The organism is Novosphingobium sp. MD-1 (genome assembly GCF_001014975.1).
Classification (GTDB): domain Bacteria; phylum Pseudomonadota; class Alphaproteobacteria; order Sphingomonadales; family Sphingomonadaceae; genus Novosphingobium.
In genome coordinates, this window is sequence record NZ_BBXA01000033.1 from 484,781 (window position 1) to 509,448 (window position 24,668).

General features: G+C 62.1%; 25 protein-coding genes and 1 other annotated feature. Of the genes, 10 read left to right on the plus strand and 15 right to left on the minus strand.

Annotated elements, in window-relative coordinates:
- The first annotated feature begins 151 nt into the window (after positions 1-151).
- The 3 genes from NMD1_RS19935 to NMD1_RS19945 all read left to right on the plus strand — a co-directional run bounded on the left by NMD1_RS19935 (position 152) and on the right by NMD1_RS19945 (position 2,601).
- Positions 152-1,000, plus strand: a complete 849-nt coding sequence (locus NMD1_RS19935) for an SDR family oxidoreductase (RefSeq protein WP_125956899.1) — start codon at positions 152-154, stop codon at positions 998-1,000.
- Positions 1,001-1,097: 97 nt separating this feature from the next.
- Positions 1,098-1,811 carry a Crp/Fnr family transcriptional regulator gene (locus NMD1_RS19940; protein ID WP_124811330.1) on the plus strand — a complete coding sequence of 238 codons (714 nt, stop codon included), beginning with the start codon at positions 1,098-1,100 and terminating at the stop codon, positions 1,809-1,811.
- Positions 1,812-1,947: 136 nt separating this feature from the next.
- Positions 1,948-2,601, plus strand: coding sequence for a Crp/Fnr family transcriptional regulator (locus tag NMD1_RS19945; protein WP_125956785.1), 654 nt, complete (start codon positions 1,948-1,950; stop codon positions 2,599-2,601).
- Between the two features lie 81 nt (positions 2,602-2,682).
- Here the strand turns inward: NMD1_RS19945 and NMD1_RS19950 are convergent, their stop codons facing one another.
- Positions 2,683-3,147 (minus strand): DUF983 domain-containing protein, encoded by a 465-nt coding sequence (locus tag NMD1_RS19950; protein WP_233497848.1) that lies wholly within the window; start codon positions 3,145-3,147, stop codon positions 2,683-2,685.
- A gap of 222 nt (positions 3,148-3,369) precedes the next feature.
- Between NMD1_RS19950 and NMD1_RS19955 the strand changes: the two genes are divergently transcribed.
- The 5 genes from NMD1_RS19955 to NMD1_RS19975 all read left to right on the plus strand — a co-directional run bounded on the left by NMD1_RS19955 (position 3,370) and on the right by NMD1_RS19975 (position 7,528).
- On the plus strand, positions 3,370-3,738 hold the full coding sequence (locus tag NMD1_RS19955; RefSeq protein WP_125956787.1) for a hypothetical protein: 369 nt from the start codon (positions 3,370-3,372) through the stop codon (positions 3,736-3,738).
- A gap of 389 nt (positions 3,739-4,127) precedes the next feature.
- A complete protein-coding gene (locus NMD1_RS19960) occupies positions 4,128-4,727 on the plus strand; it encodes a hypothetical protein (RefSeq protein WP_124811333.1) in 600 nt (199 codons plus the stop codon).
- Positions 4,714-5,073, plus strand: coding sequence for a transcriptional regulator (locus NMD1_RS19965; RefSeq protein ID WP_124811334.1), 360 nt, complete (start codon positions 4,714-4,716; stop codon positions 5,071-5,073). The genes NMD1_RS19960 and NMD1_RS19965 overlap by 14 nt, the downstream gene beginning before the upstream one ends.
- Complete coding sequence (locus NMD1_RS19970; protein WP_125956790.1) at positions 5,070-6,983, plus strand: hypothetical protein; 1,914 nt, start codon at positions 5,070-5,072, stop codon at positions 6,981-6,983. The genes NMD1_RS19965 and NMD1_RS19970 overlap by 4 nt, the downstream gene beginning before the upstream one ends.
- A gap of 8 nt (positions 6,984-6,991) precedes the next feature.
- A complete protein-coding gene (locus NMD1_RS19975) occupies positions 6,992-7,528 on the plus strand; it encodes a diacylglycerol kinase family protein (RefSeq protein WP_233497850.1) in 537 nt (178 codons plus the stop codon).
- A 180-nt stretch (positions 7,529-7,708) separates the two neighbouring features.
- Here the strand turns inward: NMD1_RS19975 and istB are convergent, their stop codons facing one another.
- The 3 genes from istB to NMD1_RS19990 all read right to left on the minus strand — a co-directional run bounded on the left by istB (position 7,709) and on the right by NMD1_RS19990 (position 11,569).
- A complete protein-coding gene (gene istB, locus NMD1_RS19980) occupies positions 7,709-8,437 on the minus strand; it encodes an IS21-like element helper ATPase IstB (protein ID WP_125953069.1) in 729 nt (242 codons plus the stop codon).
- On the minus strand, positions 8,424-9,938 hold the full coding sequence (gene istA, locus NMD1_RS19985; protein WP_125953070.1) for an IS21 family transposase: 1,515 nt from the start codon (positions 9,936-9,938) through the stop codon (positions 8,424-8,426). Before istA ends, istB begins: the two co-directional genes overlap by 14 nt.
- A 402-nt stretch (positions 9,939-10,340) precedes the next feature.
- Positions 10,341-11,569 (minus strand): IS3 family transposase gene (locus NMD1_RS19990; protein WP_125956792.1). Its coding sequence is split into 2 segments (ribosomal slippage): positions 10,341-11,281 and positions 11,281-11,569, totalling 1,230 coding nucleotides; the frame shifts between segments, so codons are not numbered across the junction.
- Positions 11,172-11,288: a sequence feature (AL1L pseudoknot), on the minus strand. It overlaps the preceding gene by 117 nt.
- A 292-nt stretch (positions 11,570-11,861) precedes the next feature.
- Between NMD1_RS19990 and NMD1_RS19995 the strand changes: the two genes are divergently transcribed.
- A complete protein-coding gene (locus tag NMD1_RS19995) occupies positions 11,862-12,455 on the plus strand; it encodes a hypothetical protein (RefSeq protein ID WP_125956794.1) in 594 nt (197 codons plus the stop codon).
- Between the two features lie 45 nt (positions 12,456-12,500).
- On the opposite strand, the gene NMD1_RS20000 is transcribed toward NMD1_RS19995, so the two are convergent.
- From NMD1_RS20000 to NMD1_RS20035, 8 genes are all read right to left on the minus strand, one after another.
- Positions 12,501-13,642, minus strand: a protein-coding gene (locus NMD1_RS20000; protein WP_125956796.1) for an IS3 family transposase whose coding sequence is annotated in 2 segments (ribosomal slippage) — positions 12,501-13,402 and positions 13,402-13,642 — 1,143 coding nt in all. Because the reading frame shifts where the segments join, the coding sequence is not laid out codon by codon here.
- Positions 13,643-13,718: 76 nt separating this feature from the next.
- Entirely contained in the window at positions 13,719-15,128 is a 1,410-nt protein-coding gene (locus tag NMD1_RS20005; RefSeq protein ID WP_125956798.1) for a hypothetical protein, read from the minus strand.
- A 12-nt stretch (positions 15,129-15,140) separates the two neighbouring features.
- Complete coding sequence (locus NMD1_RS20010; protein WP_125956801.1) at positions 15,141-16,274, minus strand: ATP-binding domain-containing protein; 1,134 nt, start codon at positions 16,272-16,274, stop codon at positions 15,141-15,143.
- 69 nt (positions 16,275-16,343) lie between these two features.
- A complete protein-coding gene (locus tag NMD1_RS21790; protein ID WP_125956803.1) occupies positions 16,344-16,844 on the minus strand; it encodes an ImmA/IrrE family metallo-endopeptidase in 501 nt (166 codons plus the stop codon).
- Between the two features lie 800 nt (positions 16,845-17,644).
- Positions 17,645-17,842 carry a hypothetical protein gene (locus NMD1_RS20020; protein WP_125956805.1) on the minus strand — a complete coding sequence of 66 codons (198 nt, stop codon included), beginning with the start codon at positions 17,840-17,842 and terminating at the stop codon, positions 17,645-17,647.
- Between the two features lie 2 nt (positions 17,843-17,844).
- Positions 17,845-18,078, minus strand: coding sequence for a helix-turn-helix domain-containing protein (locus NMD1_RS20025; RefSeq protein ID WP_125956808.1), 234 nt, complete (start codon positions 18,076-18,078; stop codon positions 17,845-17,847).
- A complete protein-coding gene (locus tag NMD1_RS20030; RefSeq protein WP_125956810.1) occupies positions 18,075-18,497 on the minus strand; it encodes a hypothetical protein in 423 nt (140 codons plus the stop codon). The genes NMD1_RS20025 and NMD1_RS20030 overlap by 4 nt, the downstream gene beginning before the upstream one ends.
- A gap of 154 nt (positions 18,498-18,651) precedes the next feature.
- Positions 18,652-20,769, minus strand: a complete 2,118-nt coding sequence (locus NMD1_RS20035; RefSeq protein ID WP_125956813.1) for a DUF3363 domain-containing protein — start codon at positions 20,767-20,769, stop codon at positions 18,652-18,654.
- 350 nt (positions 20,770-21,119) lie between these two features.
- Between NMD1_RS20035 and NMD1_RS20040 the strand changes: the two genes are divergently transcribed.
- The gene (locus NMD1_RS20040) at positions 21,120-21,497 is read left to right on the plus strand and encodes a hypothetical protein (protein ID WP_125956816.1); all 378 of its coding nucleotides are present in this window, start codon (positions 21,120-21,122) and stop codon (positions 21,495-21,497) included.
- Positions 21,498-21,504: 7 nt separating this feature from the next.
- Here the strand turns inward: NMD1_RS20040 and NMD1_RS20045 are convergent, their stop codons facing one another.
- The 3 genes from NMD1_RS20045 to NMD1_RS20055 form a co-directional block, all read right to left on the minus strand.
- The gene (locus tag NMD1_RS20045; RefSeq protein WP_233497852.1) at positions 21,505-22,422 is read right to left on the minus strand and encodes a HEPN domain-containing protein; all 918 of its coding nucleotides are present in this window, start codon (positions 22,420-22,422) and stop codon (positions 21,505-21,507) included.
- A 97-nt stretch (positions 22,423-22,519) separates the two neighbouring features.
- Complete coding sequence (locus tag NMD1_RS20050) at positions 22,520-22,741, minus strand: RNA polymerase sigma factor (protein ID WP_125956819.1); 222 nt, start codon at positions 22,739-22,741, stop codon at positions 22,520-22,522.
- 57 nt (positions 22,742-22,798) lie between these two features.
- The gene (locus NMD1_RS20055; protein ID WP_125956821.1) at positions 22,799-24,574 is read right to left on the minus strand and encodes a ParB/RepB/Spo0J family partition protein; all 1,776 of its coding nucleotides are present in this window, start codon (positions 24,572-24,574) and stop codon (positions 22,799-22,801) included.
- Positions 24,575-24,668: the final 94 nt, after the last annotated feature.

The following is a 24,668-nucleotide window of genomic DNA, read 5'->3' on the forward strand; positions in this document are numbered from 1 at the left end:
CCGCGTTCCGTTGTGATTGATGGTCGACCCGGATCTGCCTTCCGGTCCGGCGAAACCTTGGAGCAGGATCATGCAACGGCGTACCACGAGCAACGAAGGCAAGGTCGGCGAAAGCACTGCCGAACAACAGGGCAAGGCATCGGCGGCCCACATGGCCGAAAATCAGGGAGCGCGTGCGACGGGACGACTGGGCCAGGAGGAAGCGCTCGCGCGGGCGCCGCGGTGGCAGCCCGTCTTTGCGGGATCGGATCGCCTTGCGGAAAAGGTGGCCTTGGTGACCGGCGGGGATAGCGGCATCGGCCGCGCTGTTGCCGCCCTGTTCGCGCGCGAGGGAGCGGACGTGGCGATCGTCTACCGTCACGATAGCACCGACGCCAGCAACACGATTGAAATGGTTGTGGCGGAAGGTCGGCGGGGCGTCGCCTTGCAGGGCGATGTCGGCGACGCGCAATTCTGCGAACAATGCGTGGCCGAAATCGTCAACCGCTTTGGCAGGATCGACATTCTCGTCAACAACGCCGGCGAACAGCACCCAGCAACCGACATCCGCGATATCTCCTCCGCGCAAATGGAACAGACATTCCGCAGCAACATCTTCGGGATGTTTCATATGGTGCAGGCCGTCGTGGATCATCTGGAACCTGGATCGGCGATCATCAACTGCACCAGCGTTACGGCCTACAAAGGCTCGCGCCACCTGCTCGATTACAGCGCGACCAAAGGCGCGATCACGGCCTTCACCCGGTCACTGAGCGAAAACCTCGTGGAAAAGGGCATCCGGGTCAACGCCGTAGCGCCAGGCCCGATCTGGACTCCGCTGAACCCCGGCGGCGGCGCTGAACCGGAACAGGTCAGGTCTTTCGGAGAAGACACGCCGATGCGAAGGCCGGGCGAACCCAACGAGGTGGCGCCCTCGTTCCTGTTCCTCGCCTGCGCGGATTCCAGCTACATGAGCGGTCAGGTGCTTCATCCCAACGGGGGAACGATCGTCAACGGGTGATCCGAAAGGCCTTGCATGATCGCAACCGGAAACCAGCCGAAGCCGCCGGCGTTGCATCGGCGCGACGCTCAAGGAACAGCTGAAGGGACCAGCAAGCATGTCAGGCCCACTTGCCCTGAAACTCCTGCAATATGCCGACCTGTCCTCGACGGACATGGCGCTGGTGGATGATCTCGTAGACACCGAAATCCGCACGGTGAAAGCCGGCGGCGATCTCGTGCGCGAAGGCGATCACATCCATTTCCTCAAGATCGTGCTCGATGGGTGGGGATGCCGGTACAAACTGCTGGAAAACGGAAGCCGCCAGATAGTGGCCTTTCTCCTACCCGGCGACCTGTGCAATCCGGTTTTCCCGGTGGCTGGAACGATCGATCATTCCATTGGCGCCATCGACAAGATGCACTGCGCCCTGGTTCTGTCCGATGCCGTCGAACTGGTCCGGACCCAGTCACCCAGAATCCGTCTGGCCCTTGGCATCGAAGGAACCGCCACGCTCGCCATTCAGCGCGAATGGACGCGCAACGTCGCAGCGCGCAGCGCACGCCAGCGCATCGGCCATCTGTTTTGCGAGCTCGCGCACCGTCTGCGGGCGATAGGGGTCGCTACATCCGACGGGTTCGACTCGCCACTCACGCAGATCCACCTCGCAGAAGCCACAGGCCTTTCCACAGTGCATGTGAATCGCGTGATCCAGGATCTGCGCGCGCGTGACCTCATCCATTGGCAGGGAGGGCGCATCACCATGCCGGACCCGGCCGCGCTGGAGGCTTACTGCCATTTCCGGCCAAGCTATCTGCAGTTCGGGCGCTGACAGGCAAGCGGGCCATAGGGCGTCCGTCGACTTCCCGGAACGCTTGGTCGGACTTTATCGCGCCAATAAACTTATGTGAATCCCCCAACATCCCGGTGGCGCACTGTACCAATCAGAAAAATCCGGGATAGTATTGATGATAGAAGAAGCGTTATCCACGCGCGACGGCAATCGTGTCTTTCACAGGCACGAATATCTCGCGCGCCATGCCCAGAAAACGGACCATATTTTCAAGATTGAGGAAGGCTGGGCCTGTCAGTACCGGTTGCTGATCGATGGACGCCGGCAAATCATTACGCTGTTTCTTCCCGGTGAATACTGCGAACCACAATGGCTTTTCCAGGGATCGGCGACGCTGCCCGTTGTCGCTCTGACGCGGCTACGCGCACGATCACTGTCCCTGACGGGTATTCACCGCAGAACCTCGCAAGAGGCCGATGGAATGACCAGCATACTGGAATCGCTGCTCACGGTCCTGAACCGCCGCGAACAGTGGATCTTCAATCTTGGCCGCCTATCGGCCACCGAGCGCCTGTGCAGCCTGCTGTGCGAACTGTTCGAGCGGCTGAAACGCACATGCCACGTCATAGAAAATCGCTACGTCATGCCCCTAACCCAATATGATCTGGCTGATATCGTTGGCCTGTCAGCCGTTCACGTCAATCGTGTGCTGCAGATGTTGCGGGCAGAAAGACTTATCGAATTGCATGGCAAAAGGCTGACCGTTCTCAACATCGACGGACTGCGCCGGCTGGCCGTCATGCCCAATTCGCAGCGCGCCACTGCTTGACGGATCGGCTTGCGGCGCACGGCGCCTGTATCGGTATCCTGGCCGTCGCCTACTGGATGGGGCATCCGATGGCGCAAGACCTCAGTTGCTGGCGCCACCGCTGGCGTCGGCATCCGCAGCCGGCATGTCGGATGTCGAGAAACCGTGCAGGCCCAGTCGCCATTGGGCCGCGATCACCGCGCCCTTGGCTGGCTGGATCAGCGCAATCACCATCGCCGCCACGATCGCGGGCCACAACGTCATCTGCACCCAGGCCGGCGGCGCGAAATCGAGTTCCACCGCGATGATCAGCGGCGCGACGAGATGGCCCGTCAACAGGATCGCGAGATAGGCGGGAAAATCATCCGCACGCTGGCACGACCAATCCTGCTGGCAATCGGGGCAGCGGTCCACGGGTTTGAGGAAAGCCCGAAACAGTTTCGCACGCGCACAGCGGGGGCAGCGACCGATAAATCCGCGCTTGATCGCCTGCGCCAGCGACGGGCGGACCAGCCCCGGCATGCCGCTGCCGTCTGCGGAGGCATGATCCAACGAAGAACCTGTCAAGTCAGCGCTCCCCTTCTCGTCTCCCCAAGCCGGGCAACCTTGCCCATAGGGGGGACCGCTCGCGCTGTACGTCCCGGGCCTGACAATGGCAACGCCGCGCGCCGGATTCGATCTCTGCGGCAGGATACGGTAGCATCGCTTGCCGGCTATGGACGGGAATGGAAACACTCCGCATCAAAGAAGGTGTTGCGGATCGCGAGCGGAGCGGCAAGAGGGACGGACATGACAAAGCCGAGCCAGACGCCCCCGCTTAATCCACAGGATCTCCCCGTCGCCGATGATCGGGAAGCCGAGGCGCTGCACATGATCCTGCAGGCGCTGCACCTTGGCCTGTGCCTGCGCTGGACCTACAATCGCACGGCGACACAGGTGGCGCCCCAGTTGCTTTATCGCCGCAATGGCAAGTTCTACTGCGACGCCGTCGCCATGGAGCAGGATGGCGCGGCCGTGCAGGAACCGAAACTCGGCAGCTTCCGCCTGTCCGGACTTGGCAAGCTGGTGCTGACCACCGAAACGGCGGCGCCATGGCCGGAACTCGACCTGGCGGATGCGCGCTACGAGGACGTTATCGCGACCCGTGCCGCGGTCTGATCCGCATATGCGGCGTTGACTTTCCGGGGCAAACCATTCAGAGCCACAGCCGGACGATGACGCCGCCCTTGAGCACAGGGTCTTGGCGAAATCACGCAACGGGCTGTCGCTGGACGCCTCGCCTTGGTGCTTGATCAGATTACCCGCGTTCATGATCGCGCCAACGCCAAGTGCGCCCGGACACGCCATTCTCAACCGCGATCACCGGTGACTCCACTGCAACAGATATTCGGGCTTTGGCACCTCCTTGAGCATGGGCAGCTGTGTCAGCTTCCCATGCGGTGGCGGACATGGCGATGGTCAAACTGGCAGTTCGGGCGGCGGACCTAGCCACATCACTGCGAGATAGATAGCTTTACAATGTAGAGTAATCTGCTATGCAATCGCGTATGAACGATCTCAATTCCGCTTTGGATGACATCGCCCGCTTGCGCGAGCAGCTTGCCGCCAGCAGTCGCTTTCAGGGGCTCGCGCCAGGTGTGGTGGCGCTGACTGGCGCGTTGGCAGTTGCGCTTGCAGCGTGGCAAACCGCCACGCACGAGAGCAATTTGTTCATCTGGGTTCTCCTCGCGGCGATTTGCGCCTTCATGATCGGAACGGAAGCCATCATTCGCGCTCGTACCCTGCACAGGTCGATGGCCGGCCGGATGCTGAGCACCACGCTCAATCGCTTCATGCCGATGGCGGCCGCCGGTGCAGTTGCGGGGATCGTGGTGCTGCTGCGCGTACCCGAGCATGCCCGCCTCTTGCCTGGCATCTGGCAATTGCTGATGGGCGTGGGCATCTTCGCCGTGCTGCCTAGCCTGCCAAGGCAGATGATCTGGGCGGCGGCATTCTATTTCGTAGCGGCAGCGGGATCATTGTCCCTGAGCGGGCAAGATGGCGCGCCTACTGCCTGGCTCATGGGCGTACCGTTCGGCATCGGGCAATGGATCGTTGCCGCCATCTTGCATCATGCTTCCAAAGGAACTTCCCATGGCCAAGGGTGACAAAGCACCTTTCTCTTTCGAGGGGCTGGACCGCGTTCTTCATGAGAAGGCTCGGCTCAGCATCATGACCTCGCTTGCCGACCATCCCAAGGGCCTGAGCTTTACCGAACTGCGCGAACTATGCGCGCTGACGGACGGCAATCTCAGCCGCCACGTTCAGATTCTGGAGGAGGCCGGCATGCTGTCCGTCACCAAGGGCTTCGAAGGCCGGCGGCCGCTCACGACCTGCCAGTTGACCGACGAGGGACGCACACGCTTCTCGGATTATCTCGGTGTTCTCGAACAGGTGCTGCGAAGTGCGAGGCGCGGTGTCCACGCCAGTGATCTGCGGGAGAAAACGGCATGACCGGCACGCCTGCTCGCCGTGCCATCCCGGCGGACGATTCCAGCAAGCGTGACGCAGCCCCCTTTTTACGCTATTACTCTATGATGCAAAGTTATTTTCAATACAGGATGAGGGCGCGGTATCGCCAGCGACAGGCAAACGCACTTCTTGTCTACGCCTTTCTCCTGACCGTCACCGGTGCATTGGCCATGGACAGCAAAGTCAGTCCTGCCGTCCGACCGGTGCTACTCGGAATGACTTTCCCAGGTGCCGGTTTCCTGCATTGGGCGTCGGCCAATCAGGTGATGCTCGCTAGCGTCCTGTGCGGTGTCGGCCTGAGCTTGTTCCTTGTCGCTTTGCTGCTTTGGTTCGCAACCGGCAATGTCATTGCACCCGTGCTTGCCTGGACAGGCGCGGCGCTTCTTGCGAACGCCCCAGCCAGGTTCGGCCTTACCGCTACGCCGAGTGACACAGCCTTGCCCTGGCTTATCGGGCCCGCCGTTTTGATGGCATGCCTGTTTGCCTGGCTGATACCGGGCAAACAGGCCGGATGCACGAAACCTTCGGCCGCGCGCTGTCCAGCGATCACCCGCGAGCCGATCGCGATTCCTGACGAACTCTCACCAGAAATGATGCGGCGGATACGCCTCCTGCTCGATCGGGCGCTGCAGCCGACAAGACGGTTCGATGGTTTCGAATGGCGGGACCAGTTCCAGACGGCGGCCGTGCGCTATCAGGTCAATTTCATGGCCTATACGCTGGCATTGGCGCAGCGACGCTACGCGCCTGCCGCATCGTGCCACTTTGCCGAAGCGCAACAACATCTCCTGACGAAGATCGGCGATCGGAGGATGTGGGGCTATTGGAGGCTGGAAAACACCTGGGGCAATCTGCGCTTCGACGGCGATCCGGTGCGGCACCAGAACATCATGTATTCCGGCTTCACCGCGCTGCAGATGGCGGTGGGTGGCGCCAGCAGGCTGGAATTGCATCATCGTGGCAAGGTGCAGCTATCCTATGGGCTGGACCAGATCATGGCGTTGCTCGATCGGCAGTACCGCACATCGCCTTATGGGTTGCTGGCGTGTGAGCCCAACTGGATCTATCCGCTATGCAACCTCATCACGATGGCCGGGGTCACGGCCGTCGACGGACGTCTCGGCACCGATCGCTGGCAGCAACTGGCTGAACCGTTTCTCGCGAGCCTGGACCGCGAGGCCACGCGGCGCGATGGGAGTTTCATTGCCTTCCGCTCTGCGCTTACCGGCATTGCGCCCCCGGCACCCGGTGGCATCGTCATGCAGGCCTTCCCCTGCCTCTTTCTGAACGCCCTGTCGCCCGAACGCGCGCAGGAGCACTGGTGGCGCGTCCGCAAGCGTCTCGATCATGGGTCGTGGCAGCGGTTGTTCTGGCCAGTAGACGTCGGCAACTACGGCTTCAGCCGGGCGTCGAGCTATGCCGCCACTGCGGCGGCCGCAGTGGAAATGGGAGACACGGCAATCGCGGGGGAATGTCTGCGACGTCTCGAAATCGAATGCCCGTCGCGCGAAGTCGATGGCGTAATCCACCGCGAACGTGCCTCGCTCTGGGCGCACGCGTTGGAAATGCTGGCCCGGAGCGGCGCTCCCGATGGGTTTCGCCAGCTTGTTGAAAGGCCAGCCCATGAACATGGACCGCGCCTCATTTCGGCTCCCTATCCCGATGTCTTGGTGGCGCGCGCCATGTGCGAGGGACGCGGTCTGAAACTTGTGCTTCATCCAGGCCATGGGACTTCGAGGCCGCTTCTCGAGTTCGGCGGCCTGATACCGGATCGGCATTACCGCACAGGGATCGATGACCAGCCCTTTCTCAAGGCGGATGCGGGAGGGCGGGCATTACTACGCCTGCAATTGGTGGGCCGCACCAGTCTTTCCCTAGAGCCCGTGGTCTGATCCGCGCCATGATCTGCTGCACGATCTTCGCCGCCCTGTTAGGTCTCTTCATGCGCCCCTTCGTCCTGCTGCGAACGAACCCCTTGGCCTGGCGGCTCAAGCACCAACCTGCTGCGAGTGATCCCCCTTTGCGCGCCACCGGTCGATTGCAGAGTTTCTCCCATGCCTTTGCCGGCCTAGCGTTCCTGGTGCGCAACGAGCCCAATGTACGCATCCACCTAGCCGCTGCCCTATTCGCTGTGATTGCCGGTTTGCGCTTGCACCTCAGCCTCTCCGAATGGCGATGGCTCATCTTTGCGATTGCGCTGGTCCTTGCAGCGGAGGCGCTCAACACGGCCGTCGAACAGGCATGCAATGCCGTAACCCGCAGCTATAATCCCGCTATCAAGGCAGCGAAGGACGTGGCTGCTGGCGCGGTGCTGATCTCAGCCGTCGCCGCTGCGCTGATCGGTGCGACCATCTTCCTGCCGCATGTAGTTCCGTCACTTGCGAACAGGAACTTGCCTTCCAGCAACTGGATCTGTGGTAATCCAGGTGATGCCTAAACAAACCTGTGTCAATCGGCGTCCAAAAGGGACCCCCGATCGGCGCGCAAAAGGGACCCCCTCTCAACGATGGCAGGACGGTCGAGGAACGCGCCTTGCGCTGCGCGCGGCGTAGGGAGGGCGGAGCCCGACCGGAGGCGCGCGCAGCGCAAGGCACCTTAATCCTGCGTGCGGCAGGGATCAGTTTCGGTTCTTGAAGCGCCAGCTGTCATTGCCGGTCTCGATGATGTCGCAATGATGGGTGACGCGATCGAGGAGAGCGGTGGTCATCTTGGGGTCGCCGAACACCGTCGGCCATTCTCCGAACGCCAGGTTGGTCGTGATGATGACGCTGGTTTGCTCGTAAAGTTTGCTGACCAGATGGAACAGCAACTGCCCGCCTGAACGGGCGAAGGGAAGATAGCCAAGCTCATCGAGCACGACGAGGTCGAGGCGAGAGAGCTGGGCGGCAAGCGCGCCGCTTTTGCCGATCCGGGCTTCCTCTTCGAGGCGGGTCACCAGATCAACGGTGTTGAAGTAACGCCCCCGCGCTCCAGCGCGGACGACATTGGCGGTGATGGCGATGGCCAGATGGGTCTTGCCGGTGCCGGTGCCACCGACCAGGACGACATTGCGCCGTGCGGGGAGGAACGCCCCGCCGTGCAGCGAACGGACCAGCCCCTCGTTGATCGGCGTCCCCTCGAAGTGGAAAGCATCAATGTCCTTCACCACCGGCAGCTTGGCGGCCGCCATCCGGTATCGGATCGAGGCGGCGTGGCGGTGCGTTGCCTCCGCACGCAGCAGATCGGTCAGTATCTCCATCGTCGTGCGCTGGCGCTGAAGCCCTGTGGTGACGGTCTCATCGAACGCGCCGGCCATCCCTTTGAGTCCGAGCCCGCGCATCGCGTCGATCATGTCATGCCGCTGCATGAAAGTTCCTCAGTTGGTCGTAACGGGCACAGTCGGCGATCGGCGGATGCCGCAGGGCATTGTCCTCCGACGTGACGATCGTCAGCGGTCGCGGCGGTTCGCGGCGCCGTGCCAGGATATTGAGGATCAAGTCGTCGCTCGCCGTGCCGGTTGCCAGTGCCTCCCGCACGGCGGCTTCGACGAGTTCCAGGCCATCGGTCAGCACGGCCGCCAGCACGCGCACGAACCGCCGATCGGCATCATCGCCGTTACCCAGCTTGCGTCGCAATCGGGCGAGCGCCGGCGGCAGTTCCCAGTCCTGGAAGGGTGCTCCGTTGCGTAAAGCGCCGGGCTTGCGGGCCAGCACCGGCAGATAGTGCCAGGGATCATAGATGGTGCGGTTCCGCCCGAAGAAGCGGGGATGCTCAGCGACGACCTCATCGCCGCATCGCACGACAATACGGTCGGCATAGGCCCGAACCTGCACAGTGCGCCGCGCCACTGTCGAGAGGACCGAGTAACGGTTGCGATCGTAGCTGATCAGGCAGGTGCCCGACACGCCGTGCTCGCTCTCGTTGAAGCCGTCGAACGGCCCCAGCATCGACTGTAATGCAGGACGTTCGATCTCCAGCATCTGCGCCACGGTCTGGTCGCCCTGCTCAGGATGGGCCTGCCGTTCGGCCCAGCGTCGGCACTCAGCTTCCAGCCAGCCATTGAGCTCCTCGAGGCTGGCGAACCGCAGACGGGGCTGGAAGAAGCGCCCTCGGATCGTCTGCACCTGGTTCTCGACCTGACCCTTCTCCCATCCCGCCGCCGGCGAGCAGGCCGTGGGCTCGACCATATAATGGTTGGCCATGATCAGGAACCGCCGGTTGAACACCCGGTCCTTGCCGGTGAACACGCTCGTCACCGCCGTCTTCATATTATCGTAGATGCCGCGCCGGGGCACGCCGCCGAAGAAGGCAAAGCCGCGCGCATGCGCGTCGAACAGCATCTCCTGGGTCTCGCGTGGATAGGCCCGGACATACACAGCCCGCGATGCGCACAGCCGCATGTGCGCGACCTTTACCCGCATCGGCTTGCCGGCGATCTCGACATCCTCGTGGCTCCAGTCGAACTGGTAGGCCTCGCCGGGCTGGAACAGCATCGGAATAAAGGCAGTCGTCCCGTCTCCGACATCCCTGCGCCGCTCGATCTTCCACCGTGCCGCATAGCGGCGCACGGCATCGTAAGAGCCCTCGAAACCCTCACGCACCAGAAGGTCGTGGATACGGGTCATCCGAAGCCGGTCACGTCGGCCCCGTAACTCGTTCTCTTCCAGCAGCACATCCAGCCGATCCTGAAACGGACCGATCCGCGGCAGCGGCTGAACCTTGCGCCGATAATCAAATGCGCCTTCCGGCGCCCGGATCGCCTTGCGGATTACCTTCCGCGACACATGCAGATCACGCGCGATCGCCTTGATCGCCTTCCCGCCGGCATACTCACGCCGGATACGAACCACTGTCTCCAAAACCAACATCCCGATCTCGCCGCATGAACTTCCACGCGGCTGTGTAAGCTATCGAAATGAGGGGTCCCTTTTAGACGCCGATCACCCCGCTAACGGGGTCCTTTTTGCACGCCGATCCACAGTCAAACCCCAACATCGTTCGTCGTTGTCACTTCTGAGTTACGTGAGGTCCGGCTCAAGGCGCGACCTTTTTCCGCCGAGTGCCGAGCCGCACAAGATTCACTGGAGCGGTTCGCGGCGCGTCCGGTAAGATTGCCCCGTGAACATCGGTTCCTTATCAGGATCGGCAGCTTCGTCGCTGAAAACCTCGGAATGACGCGCCAAGCTGCCCGGCGTCTCAAGGACTAACCAATGGCGCCTTTCGTCAGGAACTGAACCGCCCCGGGCTTGCCGGAGGCCATTCAGCTTAAATTATGCGGCCATGGGGGTGTCGTCCAGCATGGCGTAGTAGCGTTCCTCGGCTTCAGCCGGTGGGATGTTGCCGATGGGCGCGAGGAGTCGGCGGTTGTTGAACCAGTCCACCCATTCGAGCGTGGCGTATTCAACGGCTTCAAAGGATCGCCACGGACCTCGCCGGTGGATCACCTCGGCCTTGTAAAGGCCATTGATCGTCTCGGCCAATGCGTTGTCGTAGCTGTCGCCGACACTGCCCACCGATGGCTCGATGCCGGCTTCGGCAAGGCGCTCGGTATACTTGATCGAGACATACTGGCTGCCGCGGTCGCTGTGGTGGATCAGGCCACCACGATGGACCGGGCGCCGATCATGGATCGCCTGTTCCAGGGCATCCAGCACGAAGCTGGCATGCGCCGTCGTGCTCACCCGCCAGCCCACGATATAGCGGGCGTAAACGTCGATCACGAAGGCCACGTAGACGAACCCCGCCCAGGTCGCGACATAGGTGAAGTCCGACACCCACAGCATGTTCGGCGCTGGGGCGTAGAACTGGCGGTTGACCCGATCGAGCGGACACGGTGCGGCCTTGTCGCTGATCGTCGTCTTCACCGGCTTGCCCCGGATCACACCCTGCAAGCCCAGCTCGCGCATCAGCCGTTCCACCGTGCAGCGGGCAATGTCGAAGCCCTCGCGCTGCATCTGCCGCCACACCTTGCGCACGCCGTAGACCTTGAAGTTGGCGTCAAACACGCGCCGAACCTCGGGCTTCATCGCCTCGTCGCGCTGGTCACGTGGTGACAGACGGGACGGATCGCGGCGCTGTGCCACACGTTCGTGGTAGGTGGATGGGGCGATCGGCAGAACCCGGCAGATCGGCTCGACCCCATAATCACCCCGATGCTCATCAATGAAGCTGGTCATCGCTTGAACGGGCGGTCGAGCTCCGCCTGGGCAAAATATGCGGAAGCCTTGCGCAGAATCTCGTTGGCCTGGCGCAACTCACGGTTCTCGCGCTCCAGCGCCTTGAGACGGTCTGCCAGCTCGGTGGGAACGCCGGCACGCTTGCCGCTGTTCACCTCAGCCTTCTTCACCCACTCCAGCAGCGTGTGCCCCGAACAGCCGATCTTCTCGGCAATGGATGTGATCGCCGCCCAGCGGGATGGATGATCGGCTTCGTGGTCCAGCACCATGCGGACTGCCCGATCACGAACCTCCGGGGCAAACTTGTTCGTCGTCTTGCTCATCGTAGACCCTTCCTCTCAGGAGTTAGGGCCTCCGACAATCCCGGCGCGGTTCAAACTGCCGTTCGGCAGATAGATCCGGATCGTCCGGCAATGGTCGAGTGCGGAAGGCGGCATGTGGGACATTTCTACCGTTCAACCGCGACGCGGCGAACGGAGGGTTTTATCAAATGTCGCCTCTCAGCGAGTTTGTGAAGCCGATCAATTGAGATATTACGTCCGTAGCGACACGTTTGCGAAGTTTCCTTGTCCGAATCAACATGGACATCCCTCCATCAGAAGCAGTGAAAATAGTATGTTTTATCGGATTGAAGGCAAAAAACGCTACGAAGACGCGCGGCATGACGCTATCGTCCCTCATGGTCGTAAGTTTGCACAGTACGGCCAAGACGAGCAAATATACCAGCTCGTTCAGGACGAATCCGCCAAAACTGGGGCGACGTTCAAAGATGTGATCGGCGATATCGTCGCGCGAGGAGCCTCGATTAAACCGTTCACCGAGAGGAGCGCCGCGTTTTGGGCGCATCTGTGTGAGCGGGTGAGACTGAAGCACCGCCCTGACCTGCCATCAAGGTTGACGAGCATATTCGCCTTTCAAACGATTGAGGATGCTGAAAGGTTGGCGGAAGTCTTCGAGCGGGAGAGTATCGAGCTCCGATACCCTCAGCCATATAGACGTGCAGACCAAGTAATCTACGAGGTAGTCTGCAACGAACCGCAGAGCGAACTTCAGTTCGATATGAGCCTTATTGACGCTCTTGAAGCCACCATGAACTACGAGCAAGCGATCGCGCGCCTGCTATCCTATTGGAACGGCGAGCGGTCGCAGGCACCTCTTCTCGAAAGCCTTCTGGTCGGGAAGGTACTTCGCGGTAAGTTGGCTGTCTGACGATGTGGCATCTCTATCAGATCAATTTGAGTAGCCCCTAGTTTTCTAGACGCCTTCAACTTTCAAAATCTGCTGCCGTTCGAACTCGACTGGCGACAGCATGCCGTTCCTGACCTGCTTGCGCACCGGGTTGTAGAACATCTCGATGTAATCGAACACGTCCTGCCGGGCTTCTTCGCGGGTTTTGTATGTCCGGCGGCGGATGCGCTCACGCTTGAGCGACGAGAAGAAGCTCTCCGCCACAGCGTTGTCATGACAGTTGCCGCGCCGGCTCATCGAGTGCTCAAGATTGTGAGCCCGGATGAAGGCCGCCCAGTCCATGCTGGTGAACTGCGAGCCCTGATCCGAGTGGACCAACACCCGCTGCTTCGGTTTGCGCCGCCATACGGCCATGTGCAGCGCCTGCAGCACCACATCGGCGGTCTGCCGGCTCTGCATCGACCATCCCACCACGCGGCGGGAATACAGGTCGATCACGACAGCCAGATAGGCGAAGCCTTCCAGGGTGCGGATGTAGGTGATGTCTGTCACCCAAGCCTTGTCTGGCGCCGCTACGTCGAACTGGCGATCCAGCGTGTTGTCGACTGCCAGGGACGGTTTACCGCAATAGCTGCCCGGCCGGCGCTTGTAGCCGATCTGCGCCTTGATACCTGCAAGTCTGGTCAACCGCGCAACGCGGTTCGGGCAGCAGGTCTCGCCATGATCCAGCAGATCATCATGCAGCTTGCGGTAGCCATAGACCTTGCCGCTGTCGTTCCAGGACCGCCGGATCAACTCTGTCTGCCGAGCATCTTCCCGAGCCCGCTGACTCAACGGGCTCTTCTGCCATGCATAGAAACCACTGGGCTGGATGCGCAGGCACCGACACATCGCCCGAACCCTGAACTCGTTACGATGCTCGGCAACGAACGCGTATCTCACTTTGCATCCTTGGCGCAATACGCGGTGGCTTTTTTTAGGATGTCGCGCTCCTCGGTCACCCGGGCCAGCTCGCGCTCCAGTTGGCGGATCTCGGCATCCTTGCTGGCATCGCCGGACACCTGCCGCGCCAGCTGCCGCTTCCACGAATACAGCGAGTGCTGGCTGACACCGAGCCGTTGCGAAACCTCGGCTACCGGATACCCTCGCTCGGTGATCTGGGCCACCGCGTCACGCTTGAACTCATCACTGAAATTGGGCTTCCCCATCGTCGCCTCCTGTCCTCAAAATTAGGATCGAAGGCGTCCAGAAATCTAGGGGCTACTCAGGTGCGCCCGGGCGAAATCAGAGGCGTTTTTTACTCCCCGTAGTGGGTCGCGCCGTCTTTGCGCTAATGCTTTCGACTTTCTGCTCCAAGTCGCGCAATCGCCGAGCAAGTCCTTCTAGGCTGATTGGAGTGGCGGTTTTCTCCTCTGCCGACGGCAGCCGGTTTTTATCACCTTCAAGATCGAAGGTCTGTTGACGGCCACCAGATGCGCTGGCTCGGTTGTCGCGCGTTGGCTCAACGCGCGAAATCGATAGCGGGATGGAAATGCCGGGAAGCAATTCCACGACCGTTATGCGGGGGCTGGCGCCACGCAGTCCGATATCCCTTGACGATGAATTGCCCCGCCACCGCTCGAACTCAGCGAAAGCTATATCAGCGGTGGGCTTGGAGAAAAGGTCAGTCGGCGCCAAAATTTCCTTCGCCACAATTCGACCTAATCCCCCTTGTTCTCCCAGCACTCGAGCTGGAGACCAAATGCCAGCAAACGCCCCGGCCCATATCTGAGCAACCGGAAATTCCTGCGAGTATTGCTTGAGCAAGGCAGGCATGACTGCGGCGCCAGGATCAATTAAGCTTGCTGCAAAACCAAGTATTACATTGGAGTGGGCTTTTATAGAAGCTGCAGCCAGCTGGGATGCTACCTTGTCGAGCGCGTCAACTCGTCGAGACTGCGGTCCAATGCTGCAGTGGACAAGGTCGGGTGTTCGGAAATGATTTCCAAAATGCCTTGCCGCACCTTGGATTGAATCGGGCTCAATGGTCTCCATTCCGTTCGATGATCGGAAGAGCATTCGAAGTTCGTCAAAGCCACTTGCTCGATTAGGAAGTTTGGTCAGCCATGTGTCACCGCACAAAACATACCACAATGCCGAGATTTCATCGTATGACTTCCAGAACTGCTGATCGCTGCCTGAAATTGTTGTAAGGCGCTTTGCCAATTCGTCATATTGGTCAAAAATAGACCAAAGCGCAGTAGCTCGGGCCGCACAGAAGGTGCCAGTTCTCATGGCGGATAGGCCAGTTACGTCAGCCAACGAACCACCCCCGCGTTCGGCGCTCAATTCGGCCATGATAGCGCCCGTCCACGCAGCCAAAGAATGAGCAAGGAAAGGTTTTGCCTTTGCGTTCGTCAACATCGCGAAATCGTTGGATCGCCACACCCTGCACCACTGAGAAATCGGTGAATGACCCGGTAAGAAAGCCGCGAGCCATGCCACAAAATCGCTGTAAGAATCAGGGTTGCAGACGATAAAGTCCGGATTGGGGTCGAACACGTCGGCTCCAAAGAAGCCGACAAATATTTCATCGCGAGCAAGTTCTGCTGAGGATATCTCCTTGAGGCCGATCTCGTGAAAATGATTTGCGTTACAGCCCGCCAATATCTCGGGCAAATTTTCGCGGCTTGTTCGGATTGCTCGATAAATCATAACGCCGCTCTCTCAGAAAATATCATCGATTTCGGGAAGCTCTTCGCTCGGCGGCTGAAGGTGGCCAGGCAAAGGTCCCGTATGATAAAGTGCAACTTCAGTCTTTGCTCGGGTCACCCCGGTGAAGGCGAGCTCTCGTAGTGTTGCGTCCAGCCTATCCGCTTTGAGAATGTGCACAGCCCTAGCCTCCGATCCCTTGGCAGATGCTATGGTCATAACTCTGATCAATGAATCCGGACCAAAAGGCTCGTAGCCCTCACTGCTTTGAATGATAGACTTGCCAACAAGATCGCCATCGACCTCCAGCGCGTTCCAAAACGCGTCGCGTGTGGCTTGGGTATGTGCCATAACGAGGATCGGCTCGTCATTGATATATCGTATCTGTCGTTTCAAGCGATCTAGGCACAGCCTATATTGTTCTTCACTTGAACCGGACGAAATTGGCGTAATTGAGGATGGCCTGGAGGCTTCATCATAGTAACAATTTTCTGCAAGCGAGCTCTCTCCCACCTGCGGTGGGAGAATTCGGTCGGCAAAATGACAGATTTTGATTCCTATGCGATAATGCTTCTCAAGTTCCACGACCTCATCAGCAACACCTTCCATTTTTGGAAGCCCCTGTTTGTGCCCCCAAATGGACTGTCGAGAATCGCCGGCGGCATTTAGAGTTTCAGACAGATCGGAGAGGACGTTTATTTCCTCGTCTCGAAAATCCTGCACCTCATCTAGAAATACGGTGTCATAGAATTTTCCTAGCTTATTTGTTTTTACGTATTCACTGACTTGTGTGAATAAAGCCTTCCTGATGGTCTTAAAGTTCCCACCCGGACTCACAAATGGGTTGCCTCGTTCATTTAGGAACGTTGTCCCCCACCTCATGAAGGTCATTATTTCATTGCGCTGGATTTGATCCGGCCTTCCAATCGATGGTCCTGATCGGATAAACTCGGTAAGCGTTCTGGTGAATGTCAGAAAAAGGATTCTTGGGTGGGTTGCTTTGACGTAGTTCGCCCGCAACAGCAGAATGTTGGTTTTTCCAGAACCGGGAGGTCCCTTGATTAGCAGACTTGCGCTGGGGTCAGTCCTAAGGACAGACTTTTGATCGTGATCCAGCTGCCCCGCATTAACCCACCACGTCTCGTTCACCGATCGATCCCTGTTACAATTTCTCGTTAATCTGTGTCGTGTGACTTCATTTTTCTGGAGTGAAAAGCGTTAAGTTACTCGGCTTTCTATAATTTCGTTAGATCCCAAGCGAATGCGAAGGGCTTCACTAGAAACACCAAGGCTTTCTGCCATTTCATCGATTTCTCTTATGCCTTGTGCACGAAGGCGGGAAATTGCTTCAGCGGGCATCAGCAGGTTAGCCGCGAAAGTGTTGGCTTGACGCTCATGCCTAGGTCGAATAGCGGCGTTCGGCAAAGGCGAATGCTCAGCTCGATACGCCCGGGTATCTCCTGTACCAGCACCGAGAAGGTCTCGATGGTAGATATAGTGCCCTAACTCGTGCGCAGCCGTGAAGCGCTTCCTCGCCGGTGCATGGTTAGAGTTAATTACGATCCGATAGTCACCAGATGGTTCCAACTCGATCCAACCAGACACATCGTCTTCGAGTGGCTTGAATTCGGGGCCAAGGCCTAGCTGAGACACGATGTCGAAAACAGGGACGGGGGCCGTTCCTCTGAAAGACTCGAGTACTGACAATATATCAGCCATTATCCCGCTGCCTCGCCAAGGGCATCTGCCGCTGCATCGTCGTTGCCATCGCCCAACGTCGCATTTCGCAAATTATCGACGTGTGAACGTATGATACCCGGAGCGTCACGGCTTAGCCATTCCTGGATGAACTGCTCCGCGCATCGCCTTGCTTCCGTTCTCGCTTCGTTCTCAGCTGTTCTAGCGATATGTTTGCCCCATGCAACCCCTGCGACAACAGCGCCAATGGCGAGTAGAATCGTGCCCCAAGTGAGGGCGACGGAAAGGGACGCAAACGAATTTGCGATTGCATCCCAGTTTGGCTGCGCTGCCGTCGGAGCAGTCGTAGGCGGTGGCGTGGAGCACGACCTCGTTGCTGCCTCGACCATTTTTGTGCAAGCATTCCATGCTTGCGCCATGACTTCCTGTTTTTGCGGCAAGCTACCCCCCACTCTTGCTCGAGTACCATCTAGTGTGAGGCTCCGCTTCGTGCAATACACGCTTGGACTGATCCGCCTCACAGAGCTCCCTTCGCCCCAGCCATGGCTGAGGTGCAGGCATTGATATGCTCTTGGGAAACTTGAGGTCACTTCAACGCAAGCATCGACTGCAGCCGAACGATCTCCTTGCGCACGAGTACAGTCGCTAAAGTTCGAGCGAGCCATCCTTTGTGAGATTACAGACCGCTCTCGGCGAAGGTCCGCTTACCGGGCCGTCCGTGCTGAGTCCGGTCAGTCGCCAACGTCCGCTCGAGGCGGCGTTCCCCAGCATGCCGGGTGAGTATCTTTCAGCCCGTGCCCGCCTATGTCCCACCCGCGCATCTAACCCGATGGTTCCTCGTCCGTCCTTGCACATTGCCGCAGCGCCTCCATGATCCGCTTTGTCACCAGGTCCTCGGCGAGGAACCGGAATATTTCGTCGTCGGTCGCAAGATCGGTGCGCAGCTTCTGCGGCATGGTGACCACCGCTGCATGCACGATGGCATCGATGAGATGAAGATGAAGGTGCCGGGCTTGCATGGTCAGTTCTCCTTTCCGGAATTTGCAGGATGGCGACGCCCCCGCTCGACGAGCGCGCGCAGGCTATCCATCGGCACGAGGGTGACGGCGCCGATCTTGACGACCGCGATCGAGCCTTCGGCGATCAGTTCGTAGAGCTTGGACCTGCCGATCCCGATCATGCGACAGGCCTCGGGCACACGCACCGCCAGCGGCTCGGGCCGGACCTCCTGCGGCTTGCTTGACGGCGCGGTCACTGGAACGACCTCAGCTTGGCAATAGCCGGATCGTTGCTCTGCCCCGGCGCCTTGCCGGCGAGCCGGTCGGCCACCTCGTCGATCAGTTCCGCAAAGCGCTTCGAACCTGCCGCGACGGCCTCCTTCGTGGGCGGTACCTGCGCGGCGGCGATAAACTGGTGGCGTACGAGGCGCGCCATGATCTCCCAGACGAGACCCTCGTTGCGGCGCAGCCAGTCGAGGTTGCGCTCGATGCGGGTCAGGCGCGCGGCCGTTGCCTCGTCGGTCCTGGGCGCGGCGCGTCGGGTGAACCAGGCATCGAGCGCCTCGACGAGGATTTCCGAACGGGCGCGGCCCGAACTTTGCGCAAGGTGCGCAAGGCGGCGGCTCATGTCCTGGGGCAGGAAGAGCTGGTGCCGGGTCTTGTAGGTTTTCGTCATGGGTGACCTGCCGGATGGGAGGGGGTGGCAACGAACCGGCCCAGGGGGTTCACCGATCCGCCGCCATCTCCGATCATCCCTGTCCGGGGCGTTCCGGGGAATGGGGCTGATGGGGCCAGATGGGCTCGGTTGGGGCAAGGAGAGGCTTTGCGCCCTACATGCCGATGCTGGGACCGCCCCGCTCGCGGCCCAGCGTCCAGCTGATCGAGCCCGTGGAGCGCATGATCCCCGCAACCTTGCGCCCGAGGTGCTTTTCCAGCTCGGGCCGCCAGGGCACGAGGGTAAACTCGCGGGACTTCTCGATCAGCGCGAAGCGCCCCGAGGTGAGGTTCACCGTGCGCCGGTAGGTCCCCTCGATCGGCCGGCCCTCCTTCGCCTCGGCGAAGGGCAATCCCAGGTCGTTTGCCAGCTGCCCTGCGACGGCCCGCAGCTCGCGCGCGCGCAAGCTGCGCAGCATGCCCTGGCGGTACACCACATCGCCGTCCTGCCGGACGGCCAGTTCCTGCTCGACCAGCCACTGCTGGCGCAGCGCCAGGGCCTTGCGCACTTCAGCCCCGTATCCACCCGAGGCGAACGGGGTCGGGCATCCGGCCTGCAGCTCGCGGTCCAGCCAGGTCTCGGCGTGGACATGGACCAATTGCGCGATGGGCCTCGGCGAGAGGACCTCGACCTTGACCGGTTCGGCATCGATCCGCCGCTGCTCGTAGGCGAGCACGGTCCCGAGGTGATCGGGCGCGATGCGCCAGGTGCCATCGGGCTCGCGCCCGATCCGGCCGGTGGCACGCCGGATCGCCTCGAGGCGGCGCTCGTGCGCGCGGGCAAAGTCCTCGGTCGCCGTGGCATCGTGCTTCAAGTGGATGTCGATGGTGTAGCGCCCGCCGCTGGCTTCGGCGATCGTGGCAACGGTGCGGTCGACTTCGCGCACCGCCGCGACCCTGGGTTCGAGCCGCACCAGCGCGCCCTGCGGCGTCGGCTCGCGGATATGGCCGATGTCGATGTAATGGCGGCGCGCGTCGATGCCCTCGACGACGAGGTAGCGCCGCTCGTGCTCCTCGTCCGCCGTGCCGCGCGCGACGACCTGTCCGATGATCGGGCCGGTGAGCGCTTCGGGTGCCTGCTTGGCGCCCCGGCCCTGGGGAAGCCCATGGATCACCAGGCGCTCGGGCGCCTCATCCGGTGATGGCATCCGGAGCTTGAGGTCGCGCCAGGAGGCACGCGCCATGTCCCGATGCAGGGTGCGGATGATGTCGCCGCGCCGGCCCATGGCGCTGAGCACCTGCTCGGTCTCGGGATCGAGCGTCCAGGCCAGCGGCCCGGCCTTGGTTGCCAGCTCCATGCGTTCGAGCACGCGGGCGCGGCCGACCAGAAGCTGCCGGTAGTCGAGATCGCCGGCCTGCGCGGGATCGAGCCTGCCCAGATCGACGGTATTGTCCCTCGCCAGCCTGATCAGCGAACGGTCGAGCCGGGTCAGGCGCTCGGCCTCGACTTCCTGCTGCAACTGCTGGCGCACCTCGATCTCGCTTTGCGGGCCGAGCGCGCGCGTCATGATCTGCGAGCCGCGATGGCGGATGCCGTGGGCGATGTAGTCGCCGGCGATGTTGAGCGTCCTGCCGTCCTCGGTCTTTCCCCGGATCAGGATATGGCTGTGCGGATGGCCGGTATCGAAGTGATCGACCGCGACCCAGTCGAGCGTGGTGCCGAGGTCCTCTTCCATCCTGGCCATAAGGTCACGGGTGAAGCCCTTGAGATCCTCGAAGGCGCGCCCGTCCTCGGGCGAGACGATCAGGCGGAACTGGTGGCGGTCCTCGGCGCCCCGTTCGAGAAAGGCTTTTGCGTCGGCGTCGTCGGCAAAGGTCGCGTAGAACCGGCCCGGCTCGCCATCGCGCGCGGTGCCGTCGCGCTCAAGGTAGCGCACGTGGGCGGCGGCGGCTTGCGCCTTGCCGGCCAGCTTCACCACGCGGGCCTTGACCGTGACCCGGCGCGGCCGCACGCGCAGGCCCGATCCGCGATCGAACGACCAGCCCGATCCGCGCGGGAATGAGGCGGCCAGCTTCGCGCCGCGTCCGCGCGCATTGAAGCGGCCTGAGCGCGGTCCCGCCGCGCCGTCGATCTTCGGTCCGGCCCCACGCGGCTTGCCGCCACGCCGGGCGACCTGCTCGAGTATGCGGCCCTTGAGGGCGCGACCCTTGCCGGCGCGCCCGCCAACGCGGCCGGCGCTGTCGCGGCGCGCGTGGCCCAGACGGGGCTCGAAGCGATCGTCGTCCTGTGGCATGATCGGGATATGAGGAGGCCCCCGGGACCTTCTCAAGTATCTCGCGGCAAAGGCGCCGGAATGCGTGGCTTTTGAGGCGTCTGGTGCCGGATCGTCTCGCGAACGCCCTGTCAGGAAGACAGGGCGTCTCCCTGAAAAACGACGTGCAGACAACGCTTTGCCCCGGCAAATGCGGCGAAGCGTGCTTCGCTTTATCTTGCAAATACCCTCTTTCCAGCACCCTTCCTGGCACTGTTTCGGCACCCCCTGCCATTCTTGTCCGCTGCCATCCGTCTGCCCCGCAAACAGGCCTGGCAGCGCCTTCTCAATGTTCGCTTTATGTTCTATTCGATACAGCCCTGCCGAGTCGCATGAAGGAACTGCACGTGGGCGTGAACATCGACGTCAAGGAAGGCGGACGCCTGCATCTGTCGGGCGCCATCGCAACCGTTCTCGACGTGCCCTTGCGCGGCCAGGCCGAAGGGTTCTCGCTGGCGTTTTCCGATGGAACGCTGGTGCGCGGGACCTGTCTGGAAGGTAGTTCCGCGTGCCGGTTTACCCTCGCCAAGGCGGGCACGCATCGCGCCAGGATTACCCGCAACGGGGCGAGCGACCGGCTTGAACTGGAGGGGGATTACGACTGGATCACGCTTGCCTGCGGCGCGGGCACGCTCGAGCCCCTGCCCGATCCGGAAGCGGCGGACGCGCGGCAACTGGCGCTCGATATTGCCGTGGACGAGGAGGCCTGAGAGGCCCTCAAGCCGCTCTGGCGAGGGTCTCGATGCGGCTCTCGCAGGCCGCGCGGACAAGGGTTTGCAGGATGGCGACGCGCTCGGCGATCCAGTCGAGTTGTTCGGCGGTGATGAGGTAGGAACGCGAGTAGCGGGCCTTCACATAGGCATCGCGCAGGAGCGAGAAGCAGCGCTTCTGGAAGCGGGTGTCGCGCAGCCAGACCCCGCGCAGGCTCGGCTCCATTTCTTCGGCCATGTCGCGCAGGCGGCTGAGCTTGTGGGTCTTGGGGCTGTACAAGGTGCGGACGAGGAACAGGCAGTGGTAGTAGCGCTCTGTCGCCTGATGAAGGAGAAAGGCCGCCAGCTTTGCCTTCCCTTTCGCTATCGCATCCGATGCGCTTTCAAGAAAATCATCGGCGCTTTCAAACCACTCCTCGAAGTACTCGCGCGTCTCCTCCAGCGCCTGCGCTGGTGACAGGGGTTTGGGCTCGGCGAACGGGTGGCCGGGCTCCTCGAAGAGCACGATCCCCTCGCGCAGGATGTCCATGAAGAAGTAGCGCCCGAGCCGCAGCTTGTCGTTCACATCGTCAAGGCTGTGGTAGATCAGGCTGACCGGGGTGCGCAGCACCTTGCCTTCGGACAGCTCCACCAGAAGGCGGCCTTCGGTCTTCTCCCAGAACTCGGCGACGTCGGTCAGGTCGTCGTGGTTGACGACGACGAGCAGGTCGTAGTCGGAGAAGTAGCGGCCCACAGGATCCTCGACCCAGTCGCCGCGCGCGTAGCTGCCGAACAGCACGATCTTGAGGAGTTTGCCGGCGCGCAAATGCGGCTGCGAGCGCTGCGCGGTGGCGAAGGCGAAGCCCTCGCGCACGACCTCGACCACATGCGCGAGCTCGGCGCGCTTGCCTTCGGGCAGATGGGAAAGATCGTCGTTCACCGTCACAGACTTGCCCCTATCGTCCTTGTTGCCAAGTGCAAAGTGCCGGGGGCGGTCCTGCACGGGACCGGCCCCGGCCGCGGGCGGAGGACGGGGGCCATCGCTAGTCCGTGTCCCTGTCGCGCAGCCGCTTGCCCAGATGGCGGATGGCGTGCCCGAGGCGTTTCACCACCTGCCGCTGCGATAGTCCCGTGCGCCCGGCAATGTCCTCAACAGACATTCCATCGAGCCGCATCGCGAGGAATATCTGGCGGTCGAGGTCGGACAGTTCGAGCAGCGCCGCTTCGATCCGGTGCAGGCGTTCGGGATCGGGAGCCTGTTGCATGGGCCTTGCCTCCTGTCGGGAGGAACCCGGCGCCTTTCGCCGCCGGGCTCACCGGTTTCAGGCCGCCTGCGGCAGCGCGATCGGGGCGTCGGGCTCGGCCGCTTCGGGCTCGGAAGCCTCGGCGATCCGCGCCGACCGTTCGGCACTGCCGACGCCGCCCCGTTCCGTGTAGGCGCTGGCCGGGAACGCCATCCAGCGCGGCACCCAGCTCTCGCGGCTGCGCCTGCCGTTGGTGCCCGTGAGGCAATCACGGATGATCCCGCGCTGCACCTTGGTGGTGGCCTTGGCGTTCTCGGCGGCGACCTTCTCGCCCGCGACATCGGCCAGCAGGTGCCCGATCACCTCGCGGTCGCGCAGGGCATCGAGCAAGGCGTCATCGGCCTGCCAGACATCGGCCATGGCCAGCCCCATGTGCTCGCCCAGCATTTCGATCAGGCTGGTGCCCAGATCGAGCGTCTCGCCCATGACCACGGTCATGACGCGCAGGACGGCGGCATCGTCGAGCGCGATCAGCCGGCTCAGCAGCCCGCACATCCCATCGTCACCGGAATGCCCCCCGGTGACGGTCGGCGTGTCCACGTCGAAGCCAAGCAGGGCCAGAACCGCGCGCCGCCGGGCATCGAACAGGCTTTCCGAGAGGCAGTTCTCGACGCTCTCGGCCACGGCATCGTTGGGGGCCTTCTGCGGTTCGATCCGTACCGACCACAGGGCGGAACCCGCAATCGCATGGGCTACCATGACCCGCAGCGACAGGCCGGTATCCTCGACCAGTCTCGCCCGCACGGCGGCGTGGCGGTGCAGGTCGATATAGGCGTTCACCGTGCTCGACACTTCGGGCCGCGCGACCTTGTCCAACACTTGCCCCTGTTCCAGCCGCCGCGCTTCCTTCACCGTGACGAAGCCTTCGTGGAAGGTCACGTCGCCCCTGTGACCGATGGCGACATAGACCCTGCCGCCCTTGGCCTTGGCCCTGCGCTCGTGCTCCCATGTGTGGAAGGCATCGCCCCTCTCCATCACGACCACGTCGCTCCAGCCTGCGTCGCGCAAGGCTTCGGCGCGCGCCGCGATGGCTTCCCTCTGGGCGTTCCAGAACAGCTCGGCACAGGCGAAGTAGCGCTCCTCGCCGAACAGGTCGGCGACGATCTCGCCGGGATAGGCCGCCACATCGAACAGCGCCGCGCTCACGGGAATCGAGGCCCCGCCGAACAGCCACGCCTTGAGCGACGAGCCCGTCGGCGCATAGGCCGCCGCGTCGTCATGGAGGGCCAGCCATTCGCGCTGCCGGGCCTTGGACGCCATGGTGAGGTGGCGCAGGGTGACCGCATCGATGCGGTCGTCGCGGTAGAGATGGCGCAGGCGCGGGACCAGATTGCCGAGCGCCAGCGTGCGCTTCACCTGCAGGGCAGTCAGCCCGAAGGTCTGGGCGATGCTTTCCACGTCGCGCCCCTCGCGCACCAGCCGGGTGAAGGTTTCGCAGCGGGTCATCTCGTCGGGATCGAGCCGGGCCACGTTCTCGATCAGCGAGGCTTCCAGGGCGGCCGCATCGTCGCCCGGTTCGAGCACCGCGCAAGGCAGGTCCTCGATGCCGCCACCTTCTTCGGCCACCACGCGCGCGGCATGGTAGCGGCGCTTGCCCGCGAGAATCTCGTAAGCGGGGAGGCTGTCTTCCCCGCTGTCCCCCGTGCCGGGCCGTTCGCGGACGATCAGCGGCACCAGCACGCCGCGCGCCCGCACCGAGGGCAGGATGTTGGCGATGTCGCAGGTCTTCTTCGTGCCCCGCATGTTCAGGCTCGATACCGAGAGACGCGCAAGGTCGATGTGCATGAGTTCCATGTTCTTCACTCCTTCAACCGCCATGGACCGGCGCCGGGGTGGCGGGGGGCGGCAGGAGCGGACCAGCAGCCCCGCCGGCAGAGGCGGGGCGCAC

What these genes read in the sequence shown, in the direction of transcription:
- NMD1_RS19935 (WP_125956899.1), top strand. Translation starts at nt 152, where the DNA reads ATGGCCGAAAATCAGGGAGCGCGTGCGACGGGACGACTGGGCCAGGAG.
- NMD1_RS19940 (WP_124811330.1), top strand. Translation starts at nt 1,098, where the DNA reads ATGTCAGGCCCACTTGCCCTGAAACTCCTGCAATATGCCGACCTGTCC.
- NMD1_RS19945 (WP_125956785.1), top strand. Translation starts at nt 1,948, where the DNA reads ATGATAGAAGAAGCGTTATCCACGCGCGACGGCAATCGTGTCTTTCAC.
- NMD1_RS19955 (WP_125956787.1), top strand. Translation starts at nt 3,370, where the DNA reads ATGACAAAGCCGAGCCAGACGCCCCCGCTTAATCCACAGGATCTCCCC.
- NMD1_RS19960 (WP_124811333.1), top strand. Translation starts at nt 4,128, where the DNA reads ATGAACGATCTCAATTCCGCTTTGGATGACATCGCCCGCTTGCGCGAG.
- NMD1_RS19965 (WP_124811334.1), top strand. Translation starts at nt 4,714, where the DNA reads ATGGCCAAGGGTGACAAAGCACCTTTCTCTTTCGAGGGGCTGGACCGC.
- NMD1_RS19970 (WP_125956790.1), top strand. Translation starts at nt 5,070, where the DNA reads ATGACCGGCACGCCTGCTCGCCGTGCCATCCCGGCGGACGATTCCAGC.
- NMD1_RS19975 (WP_233497850.1), top strand. Translation starts at nt 6,992, where the DNA reads ATGATCTGCTGCACGATCTTCGCCGCCCTGTTAGGTCTCTTCATGCGC.
- istB (WP_125953069.1), bottom strand. Translation starts at nt 8,437, where the DNA reads ATGCAGCGGCATGACATGATCGACGCGATGCGCGGGCTCGGACTCAAA.
- istA (WP_125953070.1), bottom strand. Translation starts at nt 9,938, where the DNA reads ATGTTGGTTTTGGAGACAGTGGTTCGTATCCGGCGTGAGTATGCCGGC.
- NMD1_RS19995 (WP_125956794.1), top strand. Translation starts at nt 11,862, where the DNA reads ATGTTTTATCGGATTGAAGGCAAAAAACGCTACGAAGACGCGCGGCAT.
- NMD1_RS20005 (WP_125956798.1), bottom strand. Translation starts at nt 15,128, where the DNA reads ATGATTTATCGAGCAATCCGAACAAGCCGCGAAAATTTGCCCGAGATA.
- NMD1_RS21790 (WP_125956803.1), bottom strand. Translation starts at nt 16,844, where the DNA reads ATGGCTGATATATTGTCAGTACTCGAGTCTTTCAGAGGAACGGCCCCC.
- NMD1_RS20020 (WP_125956805.1), bottom strand. Translation starts at nt 17,842, where the DNA reads ATGCAAGCCCGGCACCTTCATCTTCATCTCATCGATGCCATCGTGCAT.
- NMD1_RS20030 (WP_125956810.1), bottom strand. Translation starts at nt 18,497, where the DNA reads ATGACGAAAACCTACAAGACCCGGCACCAGCTCTTCCTGCCCCAGGAC.
- NMD1_RS20035 (WP_125956813.1), bottom strand. Translation starts at nt 20,769, where the DNA reads ATGCCACAGGACGACGATCGCTTCGAGCCCCGTCTGGGCCACGCGCGC.
- NMD1_RS20040 (WP_125956816.1), top strand. Translation starts at nt 21,120, where the DNA reads ATGAAGGAACTGCACGTGGGCGTGAACATCGACGTCAAGGAAGGCGGA.
- NMD1_RS20050 (WP_125956819.1), bottom strand. Translation starts at nt 22,741, where the DNA reads ATGCAACAGGCTCCCGATCCCGAACGCCTGCACCGGATCGAAGCGGCG.
- NMD1_RS20055 (WP_125956821.1), bottom strand. Translation starts at nt 24,574, where the DNA reads ATGGAACTCATGCACATCGACCTTGCGCGTCTCTCGGTATCGAGCCTG.